25 protein-coding genes are annotated in these 26,567 nt (G+C 60.7%); 13 read left to right on the plus strand and 12 right to left on the minus strand.

The features are described from left to right. Positions 1-86: 86 nt before the first annotated feature. Positions 87-596, minus strand: a complete 510-nt coding sequence (locus tag BJ928_RS00145; protein ID WP_047627016.1) for a GNAT family N-acetyltransferase — start codon at positions 594-596, stop codon at positions 87-89. A 301-nt stretch (positions 597-897) separates the two neighbouring features. Here BJ928_RS00145 and BJ928_RS00150 point away from each other — a divergent pair, with 301 nt between their 5' ends. Then, on the plus strand, positions 898-1,155 hold the full coding sequence (locus tag BJ928_RS00150) for a YjhX family toxin (protein WP_047627017.1): 258 nt from the start codon (positions 898-900) through the stop codon (positions 1,153-1,155). A gap of 72 nt (positions 1,156-1,227) precedes the next feature. On the opposite strand, the gene BJ928_RS00155 is transcribed toward BJ928_RS00150, so the two are convergent. After that, positions 1,228-3,231 (minus strand): DUF4139 domain-containing protein, encoded by a 2,004-nt coding sequence (locus BJ928_RS00155; RefSeq protein WP_047627018.1) that lies wholly within the window; start codon positions 3,229-3,231, stop codon positions 1,228-1,230. Between the two features lie 404 nt (positions 3,232-3,635). Between BJ928_RS00155 and BJ928_RS00160 the strand changes: the two genes are divergently transcribed. Beyond that, complete coding sequence (locus tag BJ928_RS00160; protein ID WP_047627019.1) at positions 3,636-4,751, plus strand: hypothetical protein; 1,116 nt, start codon at positions 3,636-3,638, stop codon at positions 4,749-4,751. Between the two features lie 78 nt (positions 4,752-4,829). Here BJ928_RS00160 and BJ928_RS00165 read toward each other — a convergent pair whose 3' ends face one another. The 4 genes from BJ928_RS00165 to BJ928_RS00180 form a co-directional block, all read right to left on the minus strand. After that, positions 4,830-5,321 carry a GNAT family N-acetyltransferase gene (locus BJ928_RS00165; protein WP_245432206.1) on the minus strand — a complete coding sequence of 164 codons (492 nt, stop codon included), beginning with the start codon at positions 5,319-5,321 and terminating at the stop codon, positions 4,830-4,832. Then, positions 5,315-6,796, minus strand: a complete 1,482-nt coding sequence (gene gatA / locus BJ928_RS00170; RefSeq protein WP_047627021.1) for an Asp-tRNA(Asn)/Glu-tRNA(Gln) amidotransferase subunit GatA — start codon at positions 6,794-6,796, stop codon at positions 5,315-5,317. The genes BJ928_RS00165 and gatA overlap by 7 nt, the downstream gene beginning before the upstream one ends. A 57-nt stretch (positions 6,797-6,853) precedes the next feature. Beyond that, positions 6,854-7,141 carry an Asp-tRNA(Asn)/Glu-tRNA(Gln) amidotransferase subunit GatC gene (gatC, locus tag BJ928_RS00175; protein ID WP_015339557.1) on the minus strand — a complete coding sequence of 96 codons (288 nt, stop codon included), beginning with the start codon at positions 7,139-7,141 and terminating at the stop codon, positions 6,854-6,856. A 68-nt stretch (positions 7,142-7,209) separates the two neighbouring features. Beyond that, positions 7,210-7,920: a metal-dependent hydrolase gene (locus BJ928_RS00180; RefSeq protein WP_047627022.1), complete on the minus strand. Its 711-nt coding sequence runs from the start codon at positions 7,918-7,920 to the stop codon at positions 7,210-7,212. A 205-nt stretch (positions 7,921-8,125) separates the two neighbouring features. Between BJ928_RS00180 and ruvX the strand changes: the two genes are divergently transcribed. Further along, positions 8,126-8,623 carry a Holliday junction resolvase RuvX gene (ruvX, locus tag BJ928_RS00185; protein ID WP_047627023.1) on the plus strand — a complete coding sequence of 166 codons (498 nt, stop codon included), beginning with the start codon at positions 8,126-8,128 and terminating at the stop codon, positions 8,621-8,623. On the opposite strand, the gene BJ928_RS00190 is transcribed toward ruvX, so the two are convergent. From BJ928_RS00190 to BJ928_RS00205, 4 genes are all read right to left on the minus strand, one after another. Beyond that, entirely contained in the window at positions 8,557-8,892 is a 336-nt protein-coding gene (locus tag BJ928_RS00190; RefSeq protein ID WP_047627024.1) for a DUF6105 family protein, read from the minus strand. The two genes, ruvX and BJ928_RS00190, sit on opposite strands and share 67 nt — an antisense overlap. Positions 8,893-9,191: 299 nt before the next feature. Beyond that, positions 9,192-9,848, minus strand: a complete 657-nt coding sequence (locus BJ928_RS00195; protein ID WP_052227443.1) for a TetR/AcrR family transcriptional regulator — start codon at positions 9,846-9,848, stop codon at positions 9,192-9,194. 103 nt (positions 9,849-9,951) lie between these two features. Continuing rightward, on the minus strand, positions 9,952-10,569 hold the full coding sequence (locus BJ928_RS00200) for a GNAT family N-acetyltransferase (RefSeq protein WP_047627025.1): 618 nt from the start codon (positions 10,567-10,569) through the stop codon (positions 9,952-9,954). Between the two features lie 3 nt (positions 10,570-10,572). Next, entirely contained in the window at positions 10,573-12,231 is a 1,659-nt protein-coding gene (locus BJ928_RS00205; protein ID WP_047628691.1) for an acyl-CoA dehydrogenase family protein, read from the minus strand. A 184-nt stretch (positions 12,232-12,415) separates the two neighbouring features. On the opposite strand from BJ928_RS00205, the gene BJ928_RS00210 reads away from it, so the two are divergent. The 10 genes from BJ928_RS00210 (at position 12,416) to rpmG (ending at position 23,921) form a co-directional block, all read left to right on the plus strand. After that, entirely contained in the window at positions 12,416-13,372 is a 957-nt protein-coding gene (locus tag BJ928_RS00210; RefSeq protein ID WP_047627026.1) for an aspartate carbamoyltransferase catalytic subunit, read from the plus strand. Beyond that, entirely contained in the window at positions 13,369-14,658 is a 1,290-nt protein-coding gene (locus tag BJ928_RS00215; RefSeq protein WP_047627027.1) for a dihydroorotase, read from the plus strand. Before BJ928_RS00210 ends, BJ928_RS00215 begins: the two co-directional genes overlap by 4 nt. 31 nt (positions 14,659-14,689) lie before the next feature. Then, positions 14,690-15,310 (plus strand): glycerol-3-phosphate 1-O-acyltransferase PlsY, encoded by a 621-nt coding sequence (plsY, locus tag BJ928_RS00220; protein ID WP_047627028.1) that lies wholly within the window; start codon positions 14,690-14,692, stop codon positions 15,308-15,310. After that, entirely contained in the window at positions 15,310-16,458 is a 1,149-nt protein-coding gene (dprA, locus tag BJ928_RS00225) for a DNA-processing protein DprA (RefSeq protein WP_047627029.1), read from the plus strand. Before plsY ends, dprA begins: the two co-directional genes overlap by 1 nt. Positions 16,459-16,633: 175 nt before the next feature. Next, the gene (gene topA / locus BJ928_RS00230) at positions 16,634-19,303 is read left to right on the plus strand and encodes a type I DNA topoisomerase (RefSeq protein WP_047628692.1); all 2,670 of its coding nucleotides are present in this window, start codon (positions 16,634-16,636) and stop codon (positions 19,301-19,303) included. Then, positions 19,300-21,678: a ribonuclease R gene (gene rnr, locus BJ928_RS00235; RefSeq protein WP_047627030.1), complete on the plus strand. Its 2,379-nt coding sequence runs from the start codon at positions 19,300-19,302 to the stop codon at positions 21,676-21,678. The genes topA and rnr overlap by 4 nt, the downstream gene beginning before the upstream one ends. A 32-nt stretch (positions 21,679-21,710) precedes the next feature. Next, on the plus strand, positions 21,711-22,166 hold the full coding sequence (locus BJ928_RS00240; RefSeq protein WP_047627031.1) for a DUF983 domain-containing protein: 456 nt from the start codon (positions 21,711-21,713) through the stop codon (positions 22,164-22,166). Next, complete coding sequence (locus BJ928_RS38495; RefSeq protein ID WP_147413876.1) at positions 22,163-22,480, plus strand: hypothetical protein; 318 nt, start codon at positions 22,163-22,165, stop codon at positions 22,478-22,480. Before BJ928_RS00240 ends, BJ928_RS38495 begins: the two co-directional genes overlap by 4 nt. Next, positions 22,473-23,657 (plus strand): MFS transporter, encoded by a 1,185-nt coding sequence (locus BJ928_RS00245; protein WP_047627032.1) that lies wholly within the window; start codon positions 22,473-22,475, stop codon positions 23,655-23,657. The genes BJ928_RS38495 and BJ928_RS00245 overlap by 8 nt, the downstream gene beginning before the upstream one ends. Positions 23,658-23,753: 96 nt before the next feature. Then, positions 23,754-23,921, plus strand: a complete 168-nt coding sequence (gene rpmG / locus BJ928_RS00250; protein WP_003547442.1) for a 50S ribosomal protein L33 — start codon at positions 23,754-23,756, stop codon at positions 23,919-23,921. An 806-nt stretch (positions 23,922-24,727) separates the two neighbouring features. Here the strand turns inward: rpmG and BJ928_RS00255 are convergent. Then, positions 24,728-26,101 carry a PleD family two-component system response regulator gene (locus tag BJ928_RS00255; RefSeq protein WP_047627033.1) on the minus strand — a complete coding sequence of 458 codons (1,374 nt, stop codon included), beginning with the start codon at positions 26,099-26,101 and terminating at the stop codon, positions 24,728-24,730. Positions 26,102-26,117: 16 nt separating this feature from the next. After that, positions 26,118-26,489, minus strand: coding sequence for a response regulator (locus BJ928_RS00260; protein WP_028754034.1), 372 nt, complete (start codon positions 26,487-26,489; stop codon positions 26,118-26,120). Positions 26,490-26,567: the final 78 nt, after the last annotated feature.

Below are 26,567 nucleotides of genomic sequence, written 5' to 3' on the forward strand. Positions count from 1 at the left end.
GGAAGCTCTTGAAATGCTGTTCTTCTGAACTTTGTGAGGTAGAGCAATTGGCGAGGCGGCGCAAGGCTTTCGGCATCGCCGGCGTGCTATATGCCCGGGCCATAGACACCCTCGCTGTCTTCGACCAGCGATTTCGAAAGCCCGACGGTCGGCACGTCGCTGTCGAGCTTCGGCGAATAGACGATCGACAGCCAGTGGATCTCGTAGCCGCGCGCCTTGAAGAAGGCGATGGCGTCGGTATTTCCCGCATGGCTCTGCAGGGAAACATTTTCCAGCCCCTGCTCGCGCACATCCTGCTCGATCCGCGCCAGCAGCGCGGAGCCGAGGCCGCGCCGGACGAAATCCGGATCGATCCAGAAATCGGAGATCGCCTCGTCAAGTCCTTCGCGCGCCGCCCATCCCACAGCCTCCCCGTTCAGCTCGATCACCGTGATCGTCAGCCAGAGATTGCGCGTGAAATTCGTAAAAGCCTCGTTTGCGCCTTCCAGAAGTTCACCCGTGCCACCGATGGCGCCCATGGCCCTCTGCCAGGAGCGCAGGCCGATGCTCGCCAACACCGCCGTTTCGCCTTCATGGGCATTGCGAATATGGATCATCGAGCCCCCGCCATTTGAAGGCAGTAAAGCACCGGCCAAAGGCTTTTGCCAGCGGCGAGATTCACAGGCGCGCATGTCGTAATAAGGAGATCAAGCGGGTTGAGCTTGACTGTGAGCCGCAACCTGCCTTAGAGAGAGGCATCAACGGAGTTTTTATGTCCACCTTTTGTCAGTCCCGGTAAAGGCCTCGCTCGCAAGTTCCCTTGCGTGCCGGGCCTAAAAACGAAGCCCCGACTTCCCTTGAGGGAAGCTTCGGATCGTTTTGTTGCGCCCTATGGCGCTTTACGGATTCTGACTCCCAATGGATATTTCACGCGCGGAACAGCGCATTCTGCACCTGCTCGCCCAGGGCGGCCGCATCGAACTCGAACGCACTGAAAAAAAGAAGATCGAGACCGCCAGTTGTTACACCCGTGACGGCTGGCTCTATCCCGATTTCAACATCGAGCTCTTTCGCAGGCTCAGACGTCTGAAGGCTATCCGATCCACCGACGGCCAACCCTACCGAATCTCGGAAAAGGGACTGAAGCTGGTGCGATCGCAGCTGGATAACAGATAGAGAAAGCATGAGAGCCGCCCGATGGGCGGCTCTCATCTGCTTGTAGCACTGAGGCAAAGACGCTCATGACGATCAGAACGTCCTGATGATCTCCGTCACATGATCTCCGCGACGGTCGCTTTCCGCCTGCACTGTGGCGCGCCTTTCGTTCATGGCCGCGATCTGATCCTCGCTATCCGAAAGAGCCTTCAAATAGCGTTTCTTCAAATCGCTATTGTCAGGCACGGCGCCGAGATTGCGTCTTATCCGCTCCTGCTCATTGACGGTTTTCTCGATTTCGCTGTCGAGGCTCGCCAGTTCGTTCTGGATGGCAACCTGTCTCTTACGGGCATCGGCAAGATCCGCGAGCTTGTCCGTCAGCGCCTTGTCATGGGTCGAAGCCGACCACTCAAGCAGCATGTCGGGATCGGTGTCGACCAGGGCGTAGCCGTTGCTCTGAAGCTGCTCGTCAACCGCCGTCAGCGTCTTCTCGGCGCCGGCCGGCACGACCGCCTTGAGCCGTTGATGCGTTGCCGTCTTGCCGAAGCTGTCAGCCGACGAAAACGACCAGCCGTCCCTGATCGGATGCTCGATGATGACTGTCCGCTCGCCGTCGAGCGCGCCCGAAACCGTGTATGTCGTTGTCTGGCGATATCTAACGACGGCATTCATCACGCCATCCGAAACCTTCAGGGAGGCAATCTCCTCGGTCGGCGTCTGCTGTTCGCTGATCGATACCTTTCGATCGGTCGCGAAACTTGCCAGGCGCGTATCCTCCTTGGGCAGGGCCGATAGCTGAGAATCGCCGACATAGCCGATCTTGCTGTCATAGAGCGTGAGAATACCCGGCGGCATGCTGATGCCGGTGGTGTTCTTGAGCATCACGGCGGCAATCGGGTTGCGGGAGGCGCTGCCGGCCCGATACATGTCCACCATATCGGCATCCACTTCCGCATCCATGATCGGCATCGACAGCGTGTCGCCATTGGCGAGATCGTAAGTGCCAGGGAGCTCGAACGTGGCCGAGATATCGCTCTCCGTCGCCGATGTCGGATTGGCTGCGGCCATCTGCATGGGCGCCGCCGGCGTTTCCGACTCGTCGGCCGCATCCGCCAACACCTTTCTGCTGGCACCGCCGATCATTGCCCTGGCAGGCGCCGGCGCCATGCGCTCTTCGTAATTTGCCGACAGATGCTGCCGGTTGGAAAGGTCTCCGCTGTCGGGATCGGGGACATTATTCGACGCCGTGTTGATCGGCACCTCTTGCCGCTCTCTCCAGTAGAGCTGGTGCAGGCTCTGCCTCAGCGTCACCGGCTCGGCCGAAGTCAATGTGAGCTTCACGCCCTTCCAATCCTCGCCGCTGGCATTTTCCAGCACGGTCCATGCCTGCAGACGTGCCTTGTTCTTTTCATCGATCACAACCTTGTAGGCGGTCTTCCAGATCGGAGACGGGACGACATAGGTCAGGCCGATATCGCCATTGTCCTTCACGCCGTTCACCTTGATATCGATGGCGCGGGTGCGGTCGTTTTTGCCTCGGGCGATCGCGGCAGCCGCCTTGGCGATCTTTGCCCTGAGATCGGCATCCTCGAACCGGACGGATGCATCCGCGCCGAGCGCCAGCGTCTCGACGGCGCCATCCTTGTCGAGAATGCTCAGCAGGTGAACCGGCGCATTCTCTCCGGCCTTCCTGACCTCGATCCCGAGAATGCTTCCCTCGACGGTCTTTCCGCCGCTGCTTGCCGACACCATAGCCCCCTGCATCGACGTCAGAAGCGACGGCACGGATGAGAGCGCCTCCCGCGTGAACGGCAAGCCCTTGAAGGTTTCCTGCAACGGCTTCGGCCCGGCAAGCGACATGCCCGCCACCGAGCCCGCGGACCCGTTGACCACAAGGCTCTTCAGGATGTCATTCACCTGATCGAGGGGAACCTCGATCCGGATCACGCCGTCGCTATTGACATCGGCCGATCGGGAAACCTCGGCCAAGCCGCCAGAGGACAGGGTAATGGATCGAATGGCCCCATTGTCGGCCGCCAGCGAGATCGCCGGACATGACACGCTAAGGAGCAGGATCGCCGTAACTTGCTTGAGCATGAAGAGACCTTTTGATTCGGTTGCAAAGGAGGAGACCAAGCGGCCGGCTGCAATTTATGATCGTGTTTCGGTCCAAAATGTGATGGCGACTGGGCGGAATATTGACAACCACCTGGGGCCGGTCCTCATGCACGCGTTTCGCTATTCTTGACGACCATTCGCAATCCCGTTACTTCATCGCTTATGAGAAAGAACCGCGCCCTTAATTCTGCAGCCCCGCATTGTGATGCGGTGTCTCTTGCGCGCCGATTTACTTGCGGCCAGCCGGACGGCTTGGCACGCGGTTTCTGATGCGCTCAATCTAGCGCGCATTTTCTCCGCCTAGGTTCCAGCCTCCTGCATGGTCGTGACAGGTACGCACTCGTGCGCCCATCCTCCAGCCCAATGCTAAAGGAGCCCATCTCATGGGGAGCCATAATTTAACCAGCGCTCAGCTCTCGACCGCGCTTGCAAAACGCGACCTCTCCGATCCGGAAGAGGGAATTCATGCCGTCAATATTGTCGTCGATCAAATAAACCAGGCGCTTAGAAAAGCTTGGTCAATCTCACCCGAAGTCCACCGGCGTTTGCCCATCGTGACCGTCGCAGAGAACTATGATCGGCTCTACTATCCTGGCGATGCTCCGGCTCGATCCGAGCGATATGCTCGCTATCTGGGTCACGATCTGATGCTTCGCACCCAGATGACATCGAGCATTCCGGAACTCCTTTCTCAGATTCGGGGCGAAGAAGTCGACCGGGTACTGCTATGCCCCGGTATGGTTTATCGCCGCGATTGCGTCGACCGAAATCACGTCGGAGAACCGCATCAGCTTGATATCTGGCGCATTACCGATGGCGCCCGCCTCAATGACGGCGATCTAAGCGATATGATCGCTTGTATTGCCGAGGCGCTGTTGCCCGGCAGACGTTGGCGAATTCAAGCCGCTGACCATCACTACACCACCGGCGGACTGGAAGTGGAGGTTGAGATTGATGGGCGGTGGCTGGAGATCCTTGAATGCGGCCTGATCCATCCGCGGCTGCTTGTCGATGCAGGGCTGGAGCCAGACTTATGGAGTGGCCTGGCAATGGGAATCGGGCTCGATCGCATGGTCATGTTGATCAAGGGCCTCGATGATATCCGTTTGTTGCGCTCGACCAACACGCAGGTTGTTCGCCAAATGGATAATCTCGATCGATGGCAGCCGGTTTCCAAATACCAAGCCACGACACGCGATCTTTCGATTGCCATTCACACTGGGGCGGAGCTTGAGGAGATCGGTGACCGCCTTCGGCTCGCCCTTGGAGATGAGGCCGAATTGATCGAGGATGTTTCTCTCCTCGGCCGCCATCCAGCGACATCATTGCCGCAGACGGCAAGGCAACGGCTCGGTCTACGATTGGATCAGGAAAATCTGCTCCTTAGGATTATCTTGCGCTCGATCGATGGAGACATTGGCCGGGAAGCAGGCAACCAGATTTACGACCGGGTTTACACCGCTCTGCATGAAGGAGACGCCGCCGGCTATTCGCGATGATTTCCAATCGGGCGGTCGTTGGCCGCCCGATTGTTCTATCCATTCATGATATGCAAGCCGCTCCGCGAAGCCCTTATATCAGCGACAAACACGCTCCAGATGCACTTTCGTCAAATTGATCGAAAGCGCAGCATCAAACTCTTCGCCTTGCCATACGATTTTGAAGCCGTGTTTCTGGTAGAGGCCGATTGCTGGGACGTTGCTGGCGAGAGTGTCGATCTTCTGTGTCGCGACGCCTTCCAGCTCCATGCTGGCAATGAGGTGCTGCAGAAGCCTGGAACCGACGCCCCTGGCATGAAATGCAGGGTTCACCCACAGATCGGAAATATTATCGGGACGCTCCTCGCGGGCGATCCAGCCAACGACGACACCATCAATTTCGGCAACGATGACTTCGCTCTTCGCGTTAGCAGGATAAGCAACGAAGGCACGGCGAGCGGCTTCGATGACGGCTCCGCTCTGAAATCTGGCATCCAAGGCACCGCCGCTCAACCAGGCGGCGAAGCCAACCGCGCCGACCATGTCGTGATCGGCGGCGGCCATAGGTCTTAGAAGGATAGTGTTTACCACCACTTCGCCGGTGTGAATTTGCCGGCAGCCTGTTCGATGACGTGGGCTGTTTTGAAGAGGGTTTCTTCTTCGAATGGCTTACCAATGAGCTGCAGGCCGAGCGGCAGGCCCTTCGGGTCGAGGCCCGCGGGGACGGCGATGCCGGGCAGGCCGGCCATGTTCACCGTCACCGTGAAGATGTCGTTCAGGTACATCTTCACCGGATCGGAAGCGAGGTCCTCGTCGGCGATGCCGAAGGCCGAAGACGGCGTGGCGGGCGTCAGGATCGCGTCGACGCCGGCGTTGAAGGCTAGCTCGAAGTCGCGCTTGATCAGCGTGCGAACCTTCTGGGCGCGCAGGTAGTAGGCATCGTAATAGCCGGCCGACAGAACATAGGTGCCGATCATGATGCGGCGCTTCACTTCCTGGCCGAAGCCGGCAGCGCGCGTCTTCTCGTACATGTCGACGATGTCCTTGCCGTCGACGCGCAGGCCGTAGCGAACGCCGTCGTAGCGGGCAAGGTTCGAGGAGGCTTCGGCGGGAGCGACGATGTAATAGGCCGGCAGCGCATATTTGGTGTGCGGCAGGGAGATGTTGACGATCTCGGCGCCGGCATCCTTCAACCAGGCGATGCCCTGCTGCCAGAGCGTTTCGATCTCTTCCGGCATGCCGTCGACGCGGTATTCGTTGGGAATACCGATCTTCATGCCCTTCAGCGACTGGCCGAGCGAGGCTTCGTAATCCGGCACCGGCAGGTCGACCGAGGTCGTGTCCTTGGCGTCGACGCTTGCCATCGACTTCAGCAGGATGGCGGCATCGCGCACGTCGCGGGCGATCGGGCCGGCCTGGTCGAGCGACGAGGCGAAGGCGACGATGCCCCAGCGCGAGCAGCGGCCGTATGTCGGCTTGATGCCGACAGTGCCGGTGAAGGCAGCCGGCTGGCGGATGGAGCCGCCGGTATCGGTAGCAGTCGCGCCGGCGCAGAGATGCGCCGCAACGGCAGCGGCCGAGCCACCCGACGAGCCGCCGGGAACGAGCTGCTGGTTGGAGCCTTCGGCACGCCAGGGGTTGATGACCGGGCCGAAATAGGAGCTCTCGTTGGAAGAGCCCATGGCGAACTCGTCCATGTTGAGCTTGCCCAGCATGACGGCGCCATCGTTCCACAGGTTCTGCGTGACTGTGGATTCATAGCGCGGCTTGAAGCCGTCGAGAATGTGGCTGCAGGCCTGGGTGTGGATGCCTTCGGTGCCGAACAGGTCCTTGATCCCAAGTGGAATGCCTTCGAGCGCACCGGCATTGCCGGCGGCGAGGCGCGCATCCGAGGCCTTCGCCATCTCGCGCGCCTTTTCGGGCGTCACGGCGATATAGGCATTGATCTGACCGTTGGCCGCGTCGATCGCCGAGATATAGGCCTCGGTCAGTTCGGTGGCGGTGATCTGCTTGGCGCGCAGCTTGTCGCGGGCTTCGGCAATGGTCAGGCTGGTGAGTTCGCTCATTTTGGTTCGCTTCAGATCTGGAATTGGGCAACGGTCGGAAAAGGTTCAAAAGAACCGTTATTCGACGACTTTGGGCACCAGGAAGAAATTCTGATCGGTATTCGGCGCATTGGCGACGATGTCGGCGGCCTTGTTGCCGTCGGTCACTTCATCGGTGCGCTTCTTCATTGCCATCGGCGTTACCGAGGTCATGGCCTCGACGCCATCGACATTCACTTCGGAGAGCTGCTCGACGAAGCCCAGAATGCCGTTCAGCTCACCCATCATCCGCTGCGCTTCGTCTTCATTGACGGCGATGCGGGCAAGATGGGCGACGCGTTTGACAGTGGCGAGGTCGACGGACATGGCATTCTCCGGATAGAATTTTTCACACTCGCTATAAAGGCCATGTCCGCCATACGCAACGGGTATCGTCAGGCAGAAACGCTCTCGCCAACCTTCGGCGCGGCAACCGCGGTCTTCGAACCTTCCATGCCGGCGATGAACTTTTCCGGGGTCTGATCGATGATCGGGAACGTGCCGTAATGGCAGGGAATGGCGGTCTTGAAGTTGAAGAAGCGCTGGCAGGCGAGCGCGGCGACGGCGCCACCCATGGTGAAGCGGTCGCCGACCGGCAGGATGCCGATATCGGGCTGATGCAACTCGTTAATCAGGGCCATATCCGAGAAGATGTCGGTATCGCCCATGTGGAAGAGCGATGCTTCGTCGTCGAAATGCAGCATCAGGCCGTTCGGGTTGCCAAGCGCGTGGGAAACGCCATCCTCGGTAATCTGGGCGGAAGAATGCAGCGCATTGGTGAAGGTGGCCGAGAAGCTGCCGAGACCGACGGTGCCGCCGGTATTGCCCATTTCGAGCTTTTCGACGCCTTTGGTGTTAAGCCAGGAGGCGAGATCGGCATTGGCGAGAACGACCGCGCCGGTATCCTTGGCAATCTGCACCGTGTCGCCGACATGGTCGGCATGGCCGTGCGTCAGCAGGATGTGGGTCACACCTTCGGCAACATCCTTGATGTTGAGGCCGGCAGCGGCGAAGGAAGAATTGTAAGACAGAAAAGGATCGATCAGTATTTTTGCCTTGGCCGTTTCGATACGAAAAGCGGCATGGCCGAGCCAGGTGATCTTCATTGGATTGCTCCTTAGGATTTGATTTGAAATGGAAGTCTGATGTCCGGAGCATTTTCGGTGGAAACGCTCCGTCTATTCGTTCTTCCGCATCTCCGGACGCAAAACCGCTGTGCGCTTTTGCTGGAAATGCTCTAGGAGATATCCCAAACCGTGCCAAAGAAAAGCGGTTTTGACTTCAATTTGTTTTGACGAGAGCGAGACCCCGATGACGACGCTGACCATCGAAGACCTAGCCGTGATGCTCCTGCCCGGTCAGGCCGTTGCCGGGCTCGATCTCGGCACCAAGACGATCGGCCTTGCCATGTCCGATCTTGGGCGGCGCTTCGCCACGCCGCGCCCGGTCATCAAGCGGGTCAAGTTCACGCAGGATGCCGAAACCTTGGTTGCCTTCGCCGAGAAGGAAAGGGTCGCGGCCTTCGTCATCGGGCTCCCGATGAACATGGATGGCTCGGCCGGGCCGCGCGTGCAGGCAACCCGCGCCTTCGTGCGCAGCATGTCGGAAAAGACCGCCCTACCCTTCGTCTTCTGGGACGAGCGGCTTTCGACGGTAGCGGCCGAGCGGGCGCTTCTGGAAATGGACGTCTCGCGAGCCAAGCGCGCCGAGCGCATCGACTCGGCGGCGGCAAGCTTCATTCTTCAGGGAGCCTTGGACAGGCTGTCGGCGCTTGGCAGAGCGACCTTGCTCGATCCCGATGCCTCCTGACGGCGCTTCCACCATGCGATGATAGCGGCACGGCGGCGAAAGCCGAAGATCGCAAACACCAGCAGACTATCGAAGGCGATAGCGCGGGCAACGAGCGGCGGGATGGTTTCGGGCGGAATGCCGAGAATCTTGCCGTAGATGTCGAAGACCAGATCGTGCATCTGTCGCGTCAGCATGAAGATGCCGAAGCTCATGTCGTAGTACGACAGGTAATACCATACCCCGAGAAACGAGACCGGGGCGGCCCAGCAAATCAACAACCACTTCATGCGGTACCTCTTCGACGCTGAAATTGCGTCGTGCCAGCCGAAAGGACGAGCCAGTTCGACAATGCCATGGCGCTCAACACCATCGCGGGCAGCGTAATATCTAGTGCGAGCACGGCGAAGAACATCACCGCCGTCACGAGAAACACTAATTTTGCGGGTCTCAACCCCATGGCTGCACGCTTGATGGTTAACTAATCGTCTCTTCACAGTGACGAGTTAACCGGCGCGGCGCAACGTAAACCATTTGTTAAGGTTAACGGTTGGGCGAGCTTGTGGATATCCCTGCCCCGAGGCCGATATCAGCCGTAGACGCCGCGCACGATCCGCTTCAAGGCGGTTGCCGCCTTCTCCCAATCCTTACCGTTTTTCAAGGCAAGACCGGCGCATTGATCGCTGATGGCGGCGGCAAGAACGATATGCTGGATGGCCGCAAAGATCATGGCGTTGACCGCCTGCGTGTCGACGCCCTTCGGCGGCACCAGCGAGCCGCGCATGCGCTCGATCCAGCCGGCCAGCGCCTTGGAGCGGGCTTCCGACAGCCTGCGGACCTGCTCGCTGTTTTCCGAGACTTCCCAGGCGACGATGCGGCGCATCAGCGGGTCGGCCCGCAGGGCGTCGAGGAACAGCATCGACAGCCGTTCCATCAGGTCGCCATAGGTCAAAAGGAACATGCCGCCGGTATCGTCGGGAATGCGATCCGCCACCCAGCCGCCGAGATCGGTGCCGATGGCTTCCACCAAGCCATTGAGGCCGCCGTAATAACGGTAAATCAGCTGCTTGTCGCAGCCGGCGCCACGCGCTACGGCATTGATACCAAAGTTCTGAAATCCCTCCTCGGCCAGAAGCCGCTTGGCGGCATCGAGGATCGCCTGTTGGGTCGCGGCGCGATTGCGCACGCGCTTTTCGACGACGGGCACTTCCACGGGGATTTTAACGGCAGCGTTTGCGACGGCCATCGACTCGACTCCAATCTGTCACCGACCGGTGAATAGCAAGCCGCATCGACGGGAACAACCGAGCTGCTGGTGCCAGCATCGCTCAAACCCACAAATCCACAGATTAGAGTGACTGGCCGAACCAGACCGTGGTTTCCGACGCGAGACCGGGCGGCAACTCGACGGGCACGAAGCCGCGCGACGACCAGAATCGGATGCCGCCATGGTTGCCGATATTGGCGCCGAGATGAATACCCTTGACGCCGTTGGCGCGCGCATTCTCGATCCAACGATCCAGCAATGCCGTGCCGATGCCCTTTCCCTGCGCTCTCGGAAGCAGATTCATATGAATATGGGCAGGGAAGCGTTCGATTAGAACAGCAGGCGCGCGCTTGGGATGGTGGATCGCCGCTATCCGCTTCTGATCGGCATCCCATAGCGCCGGGTCGCCTGCCGGGTCGGCATAGCGTCGCCGTAGGTCTGGCCACCATTCGCGCTCCAGACGCTCCTCGAAGGCGACGGTATCGAAAGCACCGGATATGTAGCCGAAGACGCCTTCGTTATCTTCGGCGACGAAGACCAGTTCGGGATGAAGCGTGGCGTAAGGCGCGGAATAGATATGCCCGATCAGCCGGCCGTCGCGATGAAGCGGGGTAGCATCCTTGCCGGCATCGCCAGTCAGGAGCGAGATCGCGTAGAGCTGATCGATATCCTCTGGCCGAACGGTTCGAATGGAAACCATTGCTTACGTCGCCGGCGGATAAAGCAGATCGACGATGTAGCTGGCATCGAAGCGCGAATCGAGCATGCCGTAGGTCGCCCGCCAACCGCCGGCCAGACGGGTTTCGATGAAGGCATCGGCGATCTTGCCGGCCCCCAGGCGATAAAGCTCGGCCGCACCGGCCGCAAGCGCCATCTGCTCGACCAGCAGGCGGGCGGCGCCCTCATCCTGTTCGCAAAGCGCCATGGCTGCCCGCAGGACGTCGATGGTCTTCTTTCCGGCCGGGCCGAGATCGCGGGCAAGACCGGCAAAGACGGTCTCGAACAGGTCCCTGCCCCGATTCAGCACGCGCAGCACGTCGAGCGCCATGACGTTGCCGGAGCCTTCCCAGATCGCGTTGACGGGGGCTTCGCGGTAATGGCGGGCGATCGGACGCTCTTCGATGTAGCCGCTGCCGCCAATGCACTCCATGGCTTCGTAGATCAGCGCCGGTGCGATCTTGCAGCACCAGTATTTCGCGACCGGCGTCATGACGCGGGCATAGGCCGCATCTTCCGTGCTGCCGCTTGCCTTGTCGAAAGCCTCGGCCAGGCGGAAGGCGAGCGCGGTTGCAGCCGCAACATCGAGCGCCATATCGGCGAGCACGCGAGTCATGATCGGCTGGTTGACCAGCATCTTGCCGAAGACGCTGCGGCCGCGCGTATGATGCACGGCCTCGGCAAGCGACGCCCGCATAATGCCGGTGGAGGCCAGCGCGCAGTCGAGCCGCGTCAGCGTCACCATATCGAGGATCGTGCGAATGCCGGCATCCGGCGCGCCGAGCAGGAAGCCGAACGTATCGGTGAACTCGACTTCGGAGGAGGCGTTCGAGCGGTTGCCGAGCTTGTCCTTGAGTCTCTGAAAGTGCAAGCCGTTGGCGGAACCGTCTTCCAAAAGACGCGGCACCAGGAAGCAGCCCATGCCGTCCTTGGTCTGGGCGAGCATGATGAAGGCGTCGCTCATCGGCGCCGACATGAACCACTTGTGGCCCGAAAGCCTGTAGATGCCTTCGCTGACCTTGTCGGCGCTCGTCCGGTTGGCGCGCACATCAGTGCCGCCCTGCTTTTCCGTCATACCCATGCCGATGGTGACGGCACTCTTCTGCATGGCGGGCTTGTTGGACGAATCGTACTTGCGCGAGAGGATCTTCGGCGCCCAGTCCTTCTGCACGGCCGGTGAGGCCATCATCGCAGCCACGGAGGCGCTGGTCATCGTCAGCGGGCAGAGATGACCGCATTCGAGCTGTGCCGTCAGATAGAAGCGCGCGGCGCGGACCTTGTGCGACTGCCCTTTCGCCTCGGGATCGGCCTGCGCGTCCCAGATCGAGGAATGCAGGCCCATCGCCATGGAGCGGCGCATCAGCGCATGCCAGGCCGGATGGAATTCGACGACATCCAGACGCTCGCCGCGCGGGCCGTGGGTGCGCAGCTGCGGCGTGCCCTGGTTCGCCATGCGCGCCAGTTCCTGCGCCTCGTGCGAGGTGACGAAACGACCGTGCTGCTCCAGTTCTTCCCGGATCGAACGCGGCAGGCCGGAGGTGAGATCGACGATCAGCGGATCGGAACGATAGGCATTGATGCCGGTCCAAAGGCTCGGCTGGTTCAGGTCGGCAAAGGGGTCGTCAGTCCGGGTCGGTTGGGTCATGAATCGCTTGTAGAGCAAGTAGGTTGCAAAGGGAAACTGGAAGTTAAGTCTCCCACCGGCATAGCTCCTGTAGCGGGATTCGGGCGAAATTGCATGGGGAACAAACGGGCTCGGCGCATACCGCCGCTTGCCCCATCGGCGCTCCCTCTTTATAGACCGCCTGACGAAATCCGGAGGCAGGTTCATGGTCTTCTTTCCCCACCGCCACCTCATTGGCATCAAGGGCCTCACCGAGCAGGATATCACCTATCTTCTCGACAAGGCTGACGAGGCGGTCAAGATCAGCCGCCAGCGCGAGAAAAAGACGTCGACGCTTCGCGGTCTCACACAGATCAATCTCTTCTTCGAAGCATCGACGCGAACGCAATCTTCCTTTGAGCTTGCTGGCAAACGGCTTGGCGCCGATGTGATGAACATGTCGGTCGGCAACTCCTCGGTCAAAAAGGGCGAGACGCTGATCGATACGGCAATGACGCTGAACGCCATGCGGCCGGACGTGCTTGTCATCCGCCATTCGAGCGCGGGCGCTGCGGCACTCCTGGCGCAAAAGGTCTCCTGCTCGGTCGTGAATGCCGGCGACGGTCAGCATGAGCATCCGACGCAAGCCCTGCTCGACGCGCTGACGATCCGCCGCGCCAAGGGCAAGCTCTCGCGCATCATCGTCGCGATCTGCGGCGACGTGCTGCATTCGCGGGTTGCCCGCTCCAACATTCTGCTTCTCGGCGCCATGGGCGCCCGCGTCCGGGTCGTCGCACCCGCCACGCTGCTGCCGGCCGGCATCGCCGACATGGGCGTCGAGGTCTTCCATTCGATGAAGGAAGGACTGAAGGACGCCGATGTCGTGATGATGCTGCGGCTGCAGCGCGAGCGCATGTCCGGCGCCTTCGTGCCCTCGGTGCGAGAATACTATCACTTCTACGGGCTCGACGCCGAGACGCTGAAGGTCGCCAAGGAGGATGCGCTCGTCATGCACCCGGGTCCGATGAACCGCGGGGTGGAAATCGCCTCCGAAGTGGCCGACGGCCCGCAAAGCGTCATCGCCGAACAGGTTGAAATGGGCGTCGCCGTGCGCATGGCCGTGATGGAGACCCTGCTCGTTTCGCAGAACCAAGGGCCCCGCAGCGAGGGAGTGGGCGCATGAGCAACTCGATCGTCCTCCAGAACGTCCGCATCGTCGACCCCTCCCGCGACCTCGATGAGGTCGGCACGATCGTCGTCGAAGACGGCGTGATCGTTGCGTCGGGCAAGGATGCGAAGAGCCAAGCAACCCCGAAGGGCGCGACCGTTCGCGACTGCAGCGGCCTCGTCGCCATTCCGGGCCTCGTCGACGCGCGCGTGCATGTCGGCGAACCCGGCGGCGAACATCGCGAAACCATCGCCTCGGCCAGCCGTGCGGCCGCGGCTGGCGGCGTCACCTCCTTCATCATGATGCCGGATACCGACCCGGTCATCGACGATATCGCCTTGGTCGAGTTTGTCCGGAAGACGGCGCGCGACACGGCCGTCGTCAACGTCTATCCGGCAGCGGCTCTCACCAAGGGGCTTGCCGGCGAGGAGATGACGGAAATCGGCTTGCTGCGCGAGGCCGGTGCCGTCGTATTCACCGACGCGCATTCCAGCGTCCACGACAGCCAAGTTCTGCGCCGTTTGATGACCTATGCCCGCGAATTTGGCGCGGTGATTTCCTGCGAGACCCGCGACAAATATCTCGGCGCGAACGGCGTCATGCATGAGGGATTGCTTGCAAGCTGGCTCGGCCTCTCGGGCATTCCGAAGGAAGCCGAACTGATCCCGCTGGAGCGCGACCTCCGCATCGCCACGCTGACGCGCAGTCATTATCATGCGGCGATGATTTCGGTGCCGGAATCGGCCGAGGCGATCCGCCTCGCCCGCTCGCGCGGCGCCAAGGTCACCTGCGGCATCTCGATCAACAATCTCGCGCTCAACGAGAACGACATCGGCGAGTACCGGACCTTCTTCAAGCTCTATCCGCCGCTGCGCTCCGAGGATGATCGCATGGGCATGATCGAGGCGCTGGAAGACGGCACGATCGACATCATCGTCTCCTCGCATGATCCGCAGGACGTCGATACGAAACGCCTGCCGTTTGGAGAGGCTGAGGATGGCGCCGTCGGTCTGGAAACGCTGCTTCCGGCCGCACTCCGGCTCTATCATAGCGGCCAGGTCAGCCTGATGCGGCTTATCGATGCGCTCTCGACGCGGCCGGCGCAGATCTTCGGGCTGCCCGCCGGCACGCTGAAGCCCGGCGCCAAGGCCGATATCGCGCTTGTCGATCTCGATGAGCCTTGGCTTGTCGCAAAAGACATGCTTCTGTCGCGCTCGAAGAACACGCCTTTCGAAGATGCGAGAATGAGCGGCCGGGCGGTGGCAACCTATGTCGCCGGCAAGCTGGTCCACAGTCTCTAGGGCGGCCTAAAGGGTTTACGGAGAATAAGACGTGATGGCGGATTTCTGGACTTGGCAGCTCACTCTGCAGACCGCGCTGGCCGCCCTCGTCATCGGCTACCTGCTCGGCTCCATTCCCTTCGGCCTGCTGCTGACCCGCATGGCCGGGCTCGGCGATGTGCGCAACATCGGCTCGGGCAATATCGGCGCGACCAATGTGCTGCGCACCGGCCATAAGGGGCTTGCGGCCGCAACCCTGCTGCTTGACGCCTTCAAGGGCACGGCGGCCGTCCTGATAGCAGCCCATTTCTTTGGCCAGGATGCGGGCGTGCTCGCCGGTTTTGCCGCCTTCATCGGCCACATCTTCCCGGTTTGGATCGGCTTCAAGGGCGGCAAGGGTGTGGCGACCTATCTCGGCATCCTGCTTGGGCTGGCGCCGCTGATGGCGCTGATTTTCGCCATCGTCTGGCTGGCGATCGCCTTCACCACCCGCTACTCCTCGCTTTCCGCACTGGTTGCAACTCTTGTCATCCCGGTTGTATTGTGGATATTGGGCGTCGATAAGATCGCCGCCGTCATGGCGCTGATGACCGTCATCTCCTGGTACAAGCACAGGGCCAATATCATCAGGCTGACCGCGGGAACGGAAGGCAAGATCGGAGCAAAGGGATAATGGACACAGGCAGCGCAAGACGGATCGGAGTTGCGCTGACCGAAAAACAGAGGATCGCCTGGCTCAGGCTCATCCGCTCCGACAATGTCGGCCCGTCCACCTTTCGCGATCTCATCCATCACTATGGTTCGGCCGAAGCGGCTCTGGCCGCGCTGCCAGAACTTTCCCAGCGCGGCGGTTCGACGCGCGCCATCCGTATCGCCGACGAACGCGACGCATTGCGGGAGCTGGAAGCGGCGCATCGCTTCGGCGCGCGCTTCGTTGGCATCGGCGAACCGGATTATCCCCCTGCCCTCCGCGAGATTGACGGCGCACCGCCGCTGCTTGCCGTCAAGGGCAACATGCCGACAGCGACACAACCGGCCATCGGGATGGTGGGCTCGCGCAACGCCTCGATCAGCGGCGCGAAATTCACCGCCATGATCGCGCGCACCTGCGGCGAGGCCGGCTATGCCGTCGTCTCCGGCCTTGCGCGCGGCATCGACACGGCAGCGCATCGCGTCAGCCTCGTAACGGGTACGATCGCCGCAATGGCTGGCGGTCTCGACCAGCCCTATCCGCCAGAAAATATTGGCTTGCTCAACGACATATGGGACGGCAACGGGCTTGCCGTCAGTGAAATGCCCTTCGGCTGGGAGCCGCGAGCGCGCGACTTTCCGCGCCGCAATCGCCTTATCGCCGGCATTTCGCTCGGCGTCGTTGTCGTCGAAGCGGCAACGCGCTCCGGCTCGCTGATCACGGCGCGTCTTGCCGGAGAATTCGGCAGGCTCGTCTTCGCCGTTCCCGGCTCGCCGCTCGATCCACGCTGCGAAGGGACGAACGGATTGCTGAAAGATGGCGCGATGATAGTCACCACGCCGGACGATGTCGTCGAAGCGTTGCGGCCGCTCGCCGAACCCGACCTCTTTCACCCGCGCCCCGCCGCACCGCCCGTTGAGAGAAGCAGAGCGCGCTCCACACCGCCCGACGATGCCGAGCGCGATCATATCATCGAGGCGCTCGGGCCGACTCCGGTCGAGATCGACGACATCGTCCGTCACACTGGTCTGCCGATATCGGCCGTTCACTCGGTCCTGCTCGAATTGGACATGGCCGGCCGGCTGCATCGCCATCCGGGCGGGCTAGTGTCAATCTCCATGCTGGATTGAAAATTGTGACACCCGTACCAATTCTAAGCATCGCATCGTCGCGCCAAGCGCAAAAATCGCCTTCGCCTCTTGACCGCGACGATTTCCCTGTCCATGTCGGAAGGCCGGGAAGACGGAAAAACCCGGTATCTCCCGCGCCTTATACCGGCGCGACCTCGTATTCAGAGACTTGATGATGAACGTTGTAGTGGTGGAATCGCCTGCCAAGGCCAAGACAATCAACAAATATCTGGGACCCGGATATAAGGTTCTTGCATCCTTCGGCCATGTGCGTGACCTGCCCGCCAAAGACGGTTCGGTGCTGCCGGACCAGGATTTCGAAATGCTGTGGGAAGTCGATGGTGCCTCGCAAAAGCGCATCAAGGACATCGCCGATGCGATGAAATCCTCCGACGGTCTCATTCTCGCGACCGACCCGGATCGCGAGGGTGAAGCCATTTCCTGGCATGTGCTCGATGTGCTGAACAAGAAGCGCGTCATCAACGGCAAGCCGGTGAAGCGCGTCGTCTTCAACGCCATCACCAAGAAAGCCGTGCTCGACGCAATGGCAGATCCGCGCGATATCGACGTGCCGCTGGTGGATGCCTATCTCGCCCGCCGCGCCCTTGACTATCTCGTCGGCTTCAACCTTTCGCCGGTGCTGTGGCGCAAGCTGCCGGGCGCCCGCTCGGCCGGCCGTGTGCAGTCCGTGGCGCTTCGCCTCGTCTGCGACCGCGAGTCGGAAATCGAGCGCTTCATCTCGGAAGAATACTGGAACCTATCGGCGATCCTGAAGACGCCGCGCGGCGATGAATTCGAAGCGCGCCTGGTGTCTGCCGACGGCAAGCGCCTGGCTCCACGCGCCATCGGCAACGGCGAGGAAGCCGGCAAGCTGAAGGCGTTGCTGGAAGGTGCTTCCTACGTCGTCGACACCGTCGAGGCAAAGCCGGTCAAACGCAATCCGAGCCCTCCCTTCACCACCTCGACGCTGCAGCAGGCCGCCTCCTCGAAGCTCGGCTTCTCGGCTTCGCGCACCATGCAGGTGGCGCAAAAGCTTTATGAAGGCGTCGATATCGGCGGCGAGACCGTCGGTCTCATCACCTATATGCGTACCGACGGCGTCCAGATGGCCCCGGAAGCGATCGATGCGGCCCGCCAAGCCATCGCCAACCAGTTCGGCAACCGTTACCTGCCGGAAAAGGCCCGTTTCTATTCCACCAAGGCGAAGAACGCCCAGGAAGCGCACGAAGCGATCCGCCCCACCGACTTCGACCGCGTGCCGGACCGCATCCGCAAGTTCCTCGATGACGATCAGCTCAAGCTTTACGACCTGATCTGGAAGCGCGGCATCGCCAGCCAGATGGCCTCGGCCGAAATCGAGCGCACGACCGTGGAAATCCTTGCCGACAACGCCGGCAAGAAGGCCGGGCTACGCGCCGTCGGCTCCGTCATTCGCTTCGATGGCTTCATCGCCGCCTATACCGACCAGAAGGAAGACGGCGAGCAGAGCGACGACAGCGAAGAAGGCGGTCGCCTGCCGGAGATCAATGCGCGGGAAAACCTCGCCAAGCAGAAGATCAACTCCACCCAGCATTTCACCGAGCCGCCGCCGCGCTATTCGGAAGCCTCGCTAATCAAGAAGATGGAAGAGCTCGGCATCGGCCGTCCCTCCACCTATGCCGCGACGCTCGCGACCCTGCGCGACCGCGACTACGTGACCATCGACAAGCGCAAGCTCTTGCCGCAGGCCAAGGGCCGGTTGGTCACGGCCTTCCTCGAAAGCTTCTTCACCAAGTACGTCGAATATGATTTCACGGCCGACCTAGAAGAGAAGCTCGACCGCATTTCGGCCGGCGAGCTAAATTGGAAGGACGTGTTGCGTGACTTCTGGCGCGATTTCTTCGCCCAGATCGAAGACACCAAGGAACTGCGCGTCACCAACGTACTGGACGCGCTGAACGACGCATTGGCGCCGCTCGTCTTCCCGAAGCGCGAAGACGGCAGCGATCCGCGTATCTGCCAGGTTTGCGGCACAGGCAACCTATCACTGAAACTCGGCAAATACGGTGCCTTCGTCGGCTGCTCGAACTATCCGGAATGCAACTATACCCGCCAGCTGTCCTCCGAAGGCGGCGCGGAGGCCGAATCCAACGGATTGAACGAGCCGAAGGCGCTGGGCGCTGATCCGGTGACCGGCGAGGAGCTGACCCTGCGTTCGGGCCGCTTCGGACCCTATATCCAGCGCGGCGACGGCAAGGATGCGAAGCGCGCATCGCTGCCGCGTGGCTGGAAACCGGAAGATATCGATTACGAGAAGGCGATGGCGCTGATCTCGCTGCCACGCGATATCGGCAAGCATCCGGAAACCGGCAAGATGATTTCTTCCGGCATCGGCCGCTACGGTCCCTTCCTGCTGCATGACGGCGGCTACGCCAACCTCGAAAGCGTGGAAGACGTCTTCACGGTCGGTCTCAACCGCGCCGTGACATTGATTGCCGAAAAGCAGAGCAAGGCCGCCGGTGGCAAGGCGCGCGGTGCGGCAGCGGCGCTGAAGGAGCTCGGCGAGCATCCGGATGGCGGCGGCGCGATCACCGTTCGCGACGGCAAGTACGGCCCCTATGTCAACTGGGGCAAGGTCAACGCGACGCTGCCGAAGGGCACGGACCCGCAGGCGATCACAGTCGAGGAAGCACTCGCCCTGATCGCCGCCAAGGCCGGCAAGAGCGGCGGCACCACCAAGAAGGCGCCTGCCAAGGCAAAGACCGCTGCTGCCGGCGCCAAAGCGACGAAAACGACCGCCAAACCGAAGGCTGCTGCAAAGAAGCCGGCGGCCAAAACGGCAGCGAAAAAGAAGAGTGCAGAGTGAGCAGAGAACCGCGCGGCAGGAATCCATCGTCGGAACGGCGTTCCGGCAAACCCGGCCGCGCCGGTAAGGCAAGCGGTGATGCCGAGCCGATGGTGGCGATCATCCATGGCGAGTTGCCGCCGCGCGAGGTCCTCCTGCGCTTCATCGCCGATCATCCGCAGCAGGCCTCCAAGCGCGAGCTGGCGAAAGCCTTCGGTCTGAAGGGCGAGAGCCGCGTCGCGCTGAAGGAACTGCTGCGCGAGCTTGAAGAAGAAGGCATGGTGCAGAAGAGCCGCAAGTCGCTCATCCGCCCCGGTGCACTGCCGCCGATCGCCGTTCTGGATATCACCACCCGCGACAAGGATGGCATGCTGATCGGCCGCCCCGCCGAATGGGCTGACGAAAACGGCGTTGCTCCGGCTGTCATGATCAAGCAGTCCTCCTCGCCCGCCGGTCGCAACGGCAAGGGCAAGGCGCCTGTCGCCGGCATGGGCGACCGCATTCTTGCGAAGATCTTCGCGGCCACTGATCGAGGCGGTCCGGCCTATACGGCCCGCATCATCAAAGTGCTCGACAAGCGGCAGGGCGCCTCCATGGGCGTCTTCCGCGAAACGCCTGGCGGTGGTGGCCGTCTCATGCCGATCGAGCGGCGCGGCGAGGAAATGGTCATTGACCCGGATTATACCGGCGGTGCCAAGGACGGTGACTTGGTCGAGGTCGAAGTGGCGCGTCTCGGTCGTTTCGGCCTGCAGCGCGCCAAGGTTCTGTCGGTCGTCGGCTCCGTCGCCTCGGAAAAGGCGATCTCGATGATCGCCATTCATGCGCACGGCATTCCGCATGTTTTCCCCGCTCCCGTGATCGCGGAAGCCGATGCCGCAAAGCCGGCGACGATGTCGCATCGCGAGGATTGGCGCAGCCTGCCGCTGATCACGATCGACCCGGCCGACGCCAAGGACCATGACGACGCCGTCTATGCCGAGATGGACCCTTCGCCCGACAATCCGGATGGCGTGATCGTCACCGTCGCGATTGCCGACGTTTCCTGGTATGTGCGGCCGAACTCGTCGCTCGACCGCGAAGCGCTGAAGCGCGGCAATTCGGTCTACTTCCCCGACCGCGTCGTGCCGATGCTGCCCGAGCGCATCTCCAACGATCTCTGCTCGCTAAAGGAAGGCGTCGACCGGCCTGCCCTTGCTGTGCGGATGATCTTCTCCAAGGAAGGCCGCAAGGCCGGTCACACCTTCCATCGCATCATGATGAAGAGCGCGGCCAAGCTTTCATACCAGCAGGCGCAGGCGGCGATCGACGGCCAGCCCGACGACAAGACCGGGCCAATGCTGGAGCCGATCCTCAAGCCGCTCTGGCACGCATACGAGATCTTGAAGAAAGGTCGCGACCGGCGCCAGCCGCTCGAGCTCGACATGCCCGAGCGCAAGATCCTGCTGAAGCCTGATGGTACGGTCGACCGCGTCTTCGTGCCGCCACGGCTTGATGCGCACAAGCTCATCGAAGAGATGATGATCCAGGCGAACGTCGCCGCTGCCGAGACGCTGGAAAAGCGTAAGCAGGTGCTGATCTACCGCATCCATGACGGACCGACGCTCGCAAAGCAGGAGATCCTGCGCGAATTCCTGGCGACCCTCGGCATATCGCTCGCCAAGGGCGGCAATGTACGCGCCAACAGCTTCAACGGCATTCTCGCGAAAGCCGAGGGCACCGCACATCAGACCATGGTCAATGAGATGGTGCTGCGCTCGCAAAGCCAGGCGATCTACAGCCCCGACAATATTGGGCATTTCGGCCTCAATCTGATGAAGTACGCCCACTTCACCTCGCCGATCCGCCGCTACGCAGACCTGATCGTGCATCGCGCGCTTGTGAGCTCGCTCGGCCTCGGCGAAGGCGGGATCACGCCGGACGAGGAAGCCTCGCTTGACGATATCGCCGCCGAAATCTCGACCTTCGAGCGCCGCGCCATGGCGGCCGAACGCGAGACGGTGGACCGGCTGATCGCCCATCACCTGGCAGGCAAGGTCGGCGCGGAATTCGAGGCACGCGTCGGCGGTGTCACAAAGTCGGGACTTTTCGTTACCCTGCCGGACTATGGCGCCGATGGTTTCATCCCCATATCTACGCTCGGCACCGATTACTTCATCTACGATGAAGCGCATCAGGCGCTGACGGGTGAAAGGACGGGGCTCGGCTACCGGCTCGGCGACGATGTGACGGTGAGGCTGGCGGAAGCCGTGCCGCTTGCCGGAGCGCTGCGCTTCGAAATGCTGAGCGACGGTAAGCCTATGCCGACGGCGGTGCGTTCCTTCCACAAGACGACCCGCCGCAACAAGAACCAGGCCCGCAAGGCACCGGGCACGAGACCGCCGCGCGGCCGCAGATAAAAAGCGGCTGCCGGCACGGAGGAAGCGCATTCATGACGGGCAGCCCAACCGATTCCCCCATCCGCTTCGGTGGCTCGGACGAGAGCGAGCGACCACTCGGGCGGTCGATCAGCCGCGGCATGTTGAACCGCTGCCCGCGCTGCGGCACCGGCAAGCTGTTTCGTGCCTTCCTGAAGCCCGTGGACCATTGCGCCGTCTGCGGGGAGGACATGTCCCATCAGCGCGCCGACGACCTGCCGCCCTATCTGGTGATCCTGGTTCTCGGCCACCTTATCGTCGGTGGCTACATGCTGACCGACATGACCTTCAAGCTGCCGCTCTGGGCACACCTCTCCATCTGGACGCCCATCACCATCATCGCGGCACTTGCCATCATCCAGCCGATCAAGGGCGGCGTCATCGGCCTACAGTGGGCGCTTCGCATGCACGGCTTCGGCGGGCATGACGACAGCCCGGAGGAATGGGATCAAGGAAACGGCCAGTCGTGAACATGCTGTCCGGTTCACGCCGCCAATCTCTATCGATGGCAGAGATTGTTTCCGCGTATTGCTCCCTTATATCGGGAACTGCCGACGATTTGTTGCTTATTCTTGGTTCAAGCCGGTTGCTCCACCGGCAACCGCTTGACAGCGGCAACATTTCTTGTCTGAACATGCCGCGCGTCATAGGGACTATTCCGGAGGGTGTGACCGATCACATGAAAGCCGACCCGTCACCTAAATTTGGCCGAGCCGTGCCTTCCTGTGTTCCGCGTCCGGATCGATTCGCCCGCCTCATGCCCCAGGGATTTGTTTATGCTTGAACCGACGAACGACAAGGCCGGCCATGTCGAAGAAATTCACTGGCCTTCGCTCGTCGCAGCCATTGCTTCCGTATCCGCCGTCGGTATTGCCATCGGGCTTGGTCTGCCGCTTCTGAGCATCATCCTCGAAAAACGCGGCATTCCTTCAAGCCTCATCGGGCTCAATACCGCGATGATGGGCATCGCCTCGATGCTGGCGGCGGTCGTCACCACCAAGCTTGCGCATCGCTTTGGCGTGATACAGACGATGATCTGGGCGGTCTTCCTTTCGGCAGTGAGCTCCCTTGGCTTCTATTATGCCGAAAACCTGCTTCTGTGGTTCCCGTTGCGCATCTTGTTTCACGGGTCGACGACCACCCTGTTCATCCTGTCGGAATTCTGGATCAATGCCGCCTCGCCGCCTTCCAAACGCGGTTTCGTGCTCGGCCTCTATTCCACGGTCTTCTCGCTCGGCTTTGCGGCAGGCCCCCTGCTCTTTTCCGTCGTCGGCAGCGAGGGCCTGATGCCCTTCCTCATCGGCGCCTGCATCATCCTGGCGGCAGCCATTCCCATCTTCATCGCTCGCAATGAAAGCCCGATCGTCGACGAGAAGCCGGAGCTGCATTTCGTGCGCTACATCTTCCTGGTGCCGACCGCGACGGCTGCGGTTTTCGTCTTCGGCGCGGTGACCGTCGGTGGTGGATCGCTCTTCACCAGCTATGCGACGCGCCTCGGCTTCAACGAATCACAGGCAGCGCTGCTGCTGACCGTCATGGGCGTCGGCAATTTCGTCTTCCAGATCCCGCTCGGGCTGCTCGCCGACCGGATGCGCGACAAACGGCCCCTGCTCTCAATCATGGCCACCATCGGCCTTGTCGGCGCGCTGCTGTTGCCGTTGCTGGCCTCGAACTGGATCATTCTCGCCACCATCCTGCTCTTCTGGGGAGGCTGCGTATCAGGCATGTACACAGTCGGTCTCAGCCATCTCGGCACGCGGCTCACCGGCGTTGATCTGGTGGCGGCCAATGCGGCCTTCGTTTTCTGTTATGCCATCGGCATGGTCCTCGGGCCGCCGACGATCGGCACGGCCATGGATTTGGTCAATCCCAGCGGCTTTGCCTGGGCTGTAGCGTTTTTCTTCGGCCTTTATGTCTTGCTTTCGGGGATACGGCTGCTTTTCATGGGCAACAGAGGTTGACTTTTCGGGCGCGATTTGTATTTTCGCGCCAGAATTCGCCGTGGACCTCCGCACTGGCCGTCCACGGCGTTCATTTTTATTAAAGGCAGAACGACCATGGCTAAGGCTACCACCATCAAGATCAAGCTGCTGTCGACGGCCGACACCGGTTTCTTCTATGTCACGACGAAGAACAGCCGTACGATGACGGACAAGATGACGAAGACGAAGTACGACCCGGTTGCTAAGAAGCACGTCGAGTTCAAGGAAACGAAGATCAAGTAAGTTTCCTAAACTTCAGGTTACAAAAAGGCGCAACCCACGGGTTCGCGCCTTTTTTTGTTTTTGCAGGCGTTTTCTTGTTTGGCGTCCGATTTTGCAACGCGGCTTCAGACGATGCCCTCACCTCGCGGAAAAGAAAAAACGCCGCCTTCGACGAACGAAGAGCGGCGTTTTAAATTGGGGGCCGGCTAGCCTGCAAAACGGCACGAGGAACCGTTATCTTTCTGCCTGCCAGCCGACCGACCCCACGACCCAGGAGATGCGGCGGACCTGAGCATCATGGGGTATCCTGGAACCCTGACGGGTTGTCTGTGTACGGGACTAAATTCGCGCGAAATCGGAAGGAAATCAACAAATTCTTAATGATAAAAAATACTTGTCTGCTCGAATGGTTAAAATTCATGACTTTGGCTGAAGGGAATGACCGATAGTCTTAACGAAACAAAGTCAAGAAATCATCAAGATTAAAGTGATAACTCCAGCTTTGGTAGAAAAATTATAATACATATATTAAAGAACATTTGAATATACAAATTACTTTCAGTTAATCTCCCATCCTCCAACCTGCGCCTCGTCAACAAACCGCAAACAAAACAAAACTATATAATAAAACAACAGGAATATTTCGAAGTCCGCCCAAAGTCTGAGGTATTTTTAGAAATCAAAAGTATAATTACGCACTGTTTCTTTAGACGAAATCAGAAAGGCGATGCCGGCAAGATAAAGAACAAAAAAATTTTATTCGTTGTTCAAAACCTGAAAAATACCCTGAATATTGACGGGTAGTGAATTTTTCCAGCCATTCACCCTTATGCCGCTGAAGCCACAACCCTGTTGCGGCCCGCCCTTTTGGCTTCGTAAAGCGCAAGATCGGCCTGTTTCATCAACTGCTCCGGCGTGTCGATTGTCTCCAAACGGCACGAAATCCCGAAGGATGCGGTGATGTTAAGCGAGGTACCGCCATCACGCAATTTCACCGGCATATTTTCTACCGCAGCGCGCAGGCGTTCCGCGACGGCAGCAGCGATATCGGCGGGCGTATCAGGCATGACCACAACGAACTCCTCGCCTCCATAACGGCAGGCGAGGTCGGCTCCGCGCACCGTCGAGCGGATTCTCGCGGCAAACTCCTTCAGCACTTCGTCGCCGGCATCATGGCCATAAGTGTCGTTGACAGTCTTGAAGCGATCTATGTCGGTGATCAATACCGAAAGCGGCCGGCCCCGCGCCAGAGAGCGGTCGAACAGCACCTTGAGGTGATTGTCGAGGTAGCGCCTGTTATGCAAGCCCGTCAGCGCATCGGTGACGGCAAGCTCGATCGTCTGCTGCACGCTGGCGCGCAGACGGTCGTTATAGCGTTTGCGGCGTATTTGCGTGAGGCAACGTGCCACGAGTTCGTTCGGATCGATCGGTCTAATGATATAGTCGTTGACGCCGAGATCCAGCGCCCGGACGATCATGTCGTCGGCACCCTGCTCCGTTATCAGCAGCACCGGCAGGAAGCGCGTACGCTCCAGCGAGCGAAGCTGCGAGCAAAGCCGCAACGGATCGTAATCATCGAAGTTCGAATTGACGATGACGAGTTCGAACGGTCGCTCGGCCGCCTCGAACAGGGCCGCCTGCGGATCGGACATCGCGATGACCTGAGCAATCGGCTTCAGTGTGCGGATGATGCGTTCCTGCGAATTGGCACGCCCATCGACCAAGAGCACCTGGCCGGTTTCATCGGCACGCCCCTCACCCGCCCGCATCAGATCGTCGATACCGAAAGTGCGCGCAGTCTCGTTGCGCATATGCAGTTCGTCGCTCAGGGTCTTCAGGCGGAGCAGGCTCTTGACGCGCGAGATGAGCTGCAGATCATTGACCGGCTTGGTCAGGAAATCGTCGGCGCCAGCCTTCAGGCCGCGCACGCGGTCGGCCGGCTGGTCGAGCGCCGTCACCATGACCACAGGGATATGCGTGGTGCGAGGATCGGATTTCAGGCGCTCGCACACCTCAAAACCGTCCATGCCGGGCATCATAATATCGAGAAGGATGAGATCGACCTGCGTATTCGCACAGATGGCGAGCGCCTTCAGTCCGTCCTCGGCCGTCAGCACTTCGAAATACTCGGCCAGCAGCCGCGCTTCGAGAAGCTTCACGTTGGCCGGAATATCGTCGACTACCAGAATGCGTGCGGTCATAAGCTCTTCCCCATCATCAGGCGTCGCCCAGATAGGTCTTGATGGTCTCAATGAATTTCGGCACCGAGATCGGCTTGGAGACGTAGGCTTCGCAACCGCCCTGGCGAATGCGCTCCTCGTCACCCTTCATGGCGAATGCCGTGACCGCGATCACCGGGATGACATGCAGATCGTCGTCTTCCTTCAGCCATTTGGTGACCTCCAGGCCGGAAACCTCCGGAAGCTGGATATCCATGAGGATCAGATCCGGGCGATGCTTGCGCGCGAGATCGAGCGCCTCCATGCCGTTGCGGGTCTGGATCGTCGTATAGCCGGAAGCCTCGATCAGATCGCGAAAGAGCTTCATATTCAGCTCGTTGTCTTCTACAATCATTACCTGCTTAGGCATGGAAAGCTGTCCCTGCATCCGGTATTGCATCCATTCTCTCGAAATATAGGGTCGCGAGGAACCGATTCCAGAAATACT

The organism is Rhizobium sp. WW_1, from assembly GCF_003610155.1.
Taxonomy (GTDB): domain Bacteria; phylum Pseudomonadota; class Alphaproteobacteria; order Rhizobiales; family Rhizobiaceae; genus Rhizobium; species Rhizobium tropici_A.

Bases quoted from the DNA above. Each gene is read 5' to 3' on its own strand.
- BJ928_RS00145 (WP_047627016.1), bottom strand. From the start codon at position 596: ATGATCCATATTCGCAATGCCCATGAAGGCGAAACGGCGGTGTTGGCG.
- BJ928_RS00150 (WP_047627017.1), top strand. From the start codon at position 898: ATGGATATTTCACGCGCGGAACAGCGCATTCTGCACCTGCTCGCCCAG.
- BJ928_RS00155 (WP_047627018.1), bottom strand. From the start codon at position 3,231: ATGCTCAAGCAAGTTACGGCGATCCTGCTCCTTAGCGTGTCATGTCCG.
- BJ928_RS00160 (WP_047627019.1), top strand. From the start codon at position 3,636: ATGGGGAGCCATAATTTAACCAGCGCTCAGCTCTCGACCGCGCTTGCA.
- gatA (WP_047627021.1), bottom strand. From the start codon at position 6,796: ATGAGCGAACTCACCAGCCTGACCATTGCCGAAGCCCGCGACAAGCTG.
- gatC (WP_015339557.1), bottom strand. From the start codon at position 7,141: ATGTCCGTCGACCTCGCCACTGTCAAACGCGTCGCCCATCTTGCCCGC.
- BJ928_RS00180 (WP_047627022.1), bottom strand. From the start codon at position 7,920: ATGAAGATCACCTGGCTCGGCCATGCCGCTTTTCGTATCGAAACGGCC.
- ruvX (WP_047627023.1), top strand. From the start codon at position 8,126: ATGACGACGCTGACCATCGAAGACCTAGCCGTGATGCTCCTGCCCGGT.
- BJ928_RS00190 (WP_047627024.1), bottom strand. From the start codon at position 8,892: ATGAAGTGGTTGTTGATTTGCTGGGCCGCCCCGGTCTCGTTTCTCGGG.
- BJ928_RS00195 (WP_052227443.1), bottom strand. From the start codon at position 9,848: ATGGCCGTCGCAAACGCTGCCGTTAAAATCCCCGTGGAAGTGCCCGTC.
- BJ928_RS00200 (WP_047627025.1), bottom strand. From the start codon at position 10,569: ATGGTTTCCATTCGAACCGTTCGGCCAGAGGATATCGATCAGCTCTAC.
- BJ928_RS00205 (WP_047628691.1), bottom strand. From the start codon at position 12,231: ATGACCCAACCGACCCGGACTGACGACCCCTTTGCCGACCTGAACCAG.
- BJ928_RS00210 (WP_047627026.1), top strand. From the start codon at position 12,416: ATGGTCTTCTTTCCCCACCGCCACCTCATTGGCATCAAGGGCCTCACC.
- BJ928_RS00215 (WP_047627027.1), top strand. From the start codon at position 13,369: ATGAGCAACTCGATCGTCCTCCAGAACGTCCGCATCGTCGACCCCTCC.
- dprA (WP_047627029.1), top strand. From the start codon at position 15,310: ATGGACACAGGCAGCGCAAGACGGATCGGAGTTGCGCTGACCGAAAAA.
- topA (WP_047628692.1), top strand. From the start codon at position 16,634: ATGAACGTTGTAGTGGTGGAATCGCCTGCCAAGGCCAAGACAATCAAC.
- BJ928_RS00240 (WP_047627031.1), top strand. From the start codon at position 21,711: ATGACGGGCAGCCCAACCGATTCCCCCATCCGCTTCGGTGGCTCGGAC.
- BJ928_RS00245 (WP_047627032.1), top strand. From the start codon at position 22,473: ATGCTTGAACCGACGAACGACAAGGCCGGCCATGTCGAAGAAATTCAC.
- rpmG (WP_003547442.1), top strand. From the start codon at position 23,754: ATGGCTAAGGCTACCACCATCAAGATCAAGCTGCTGTCGACGGCCGAC.
- BJ928_RS00255 (WP_047627033.1), bottom strand. From the start codon at position 26,101: ATGACCGCACGCATTCTGGTAGTCGACGATATTCCGGCCAACGTGAAG.
- BJ928_RS00260 (WP_028754034.1), bottom strand. From the start codon at position 26,489: ATGCCTAAGCAGGTAATGATTGTAGAAGACAACGAGCTGAATATGAAG.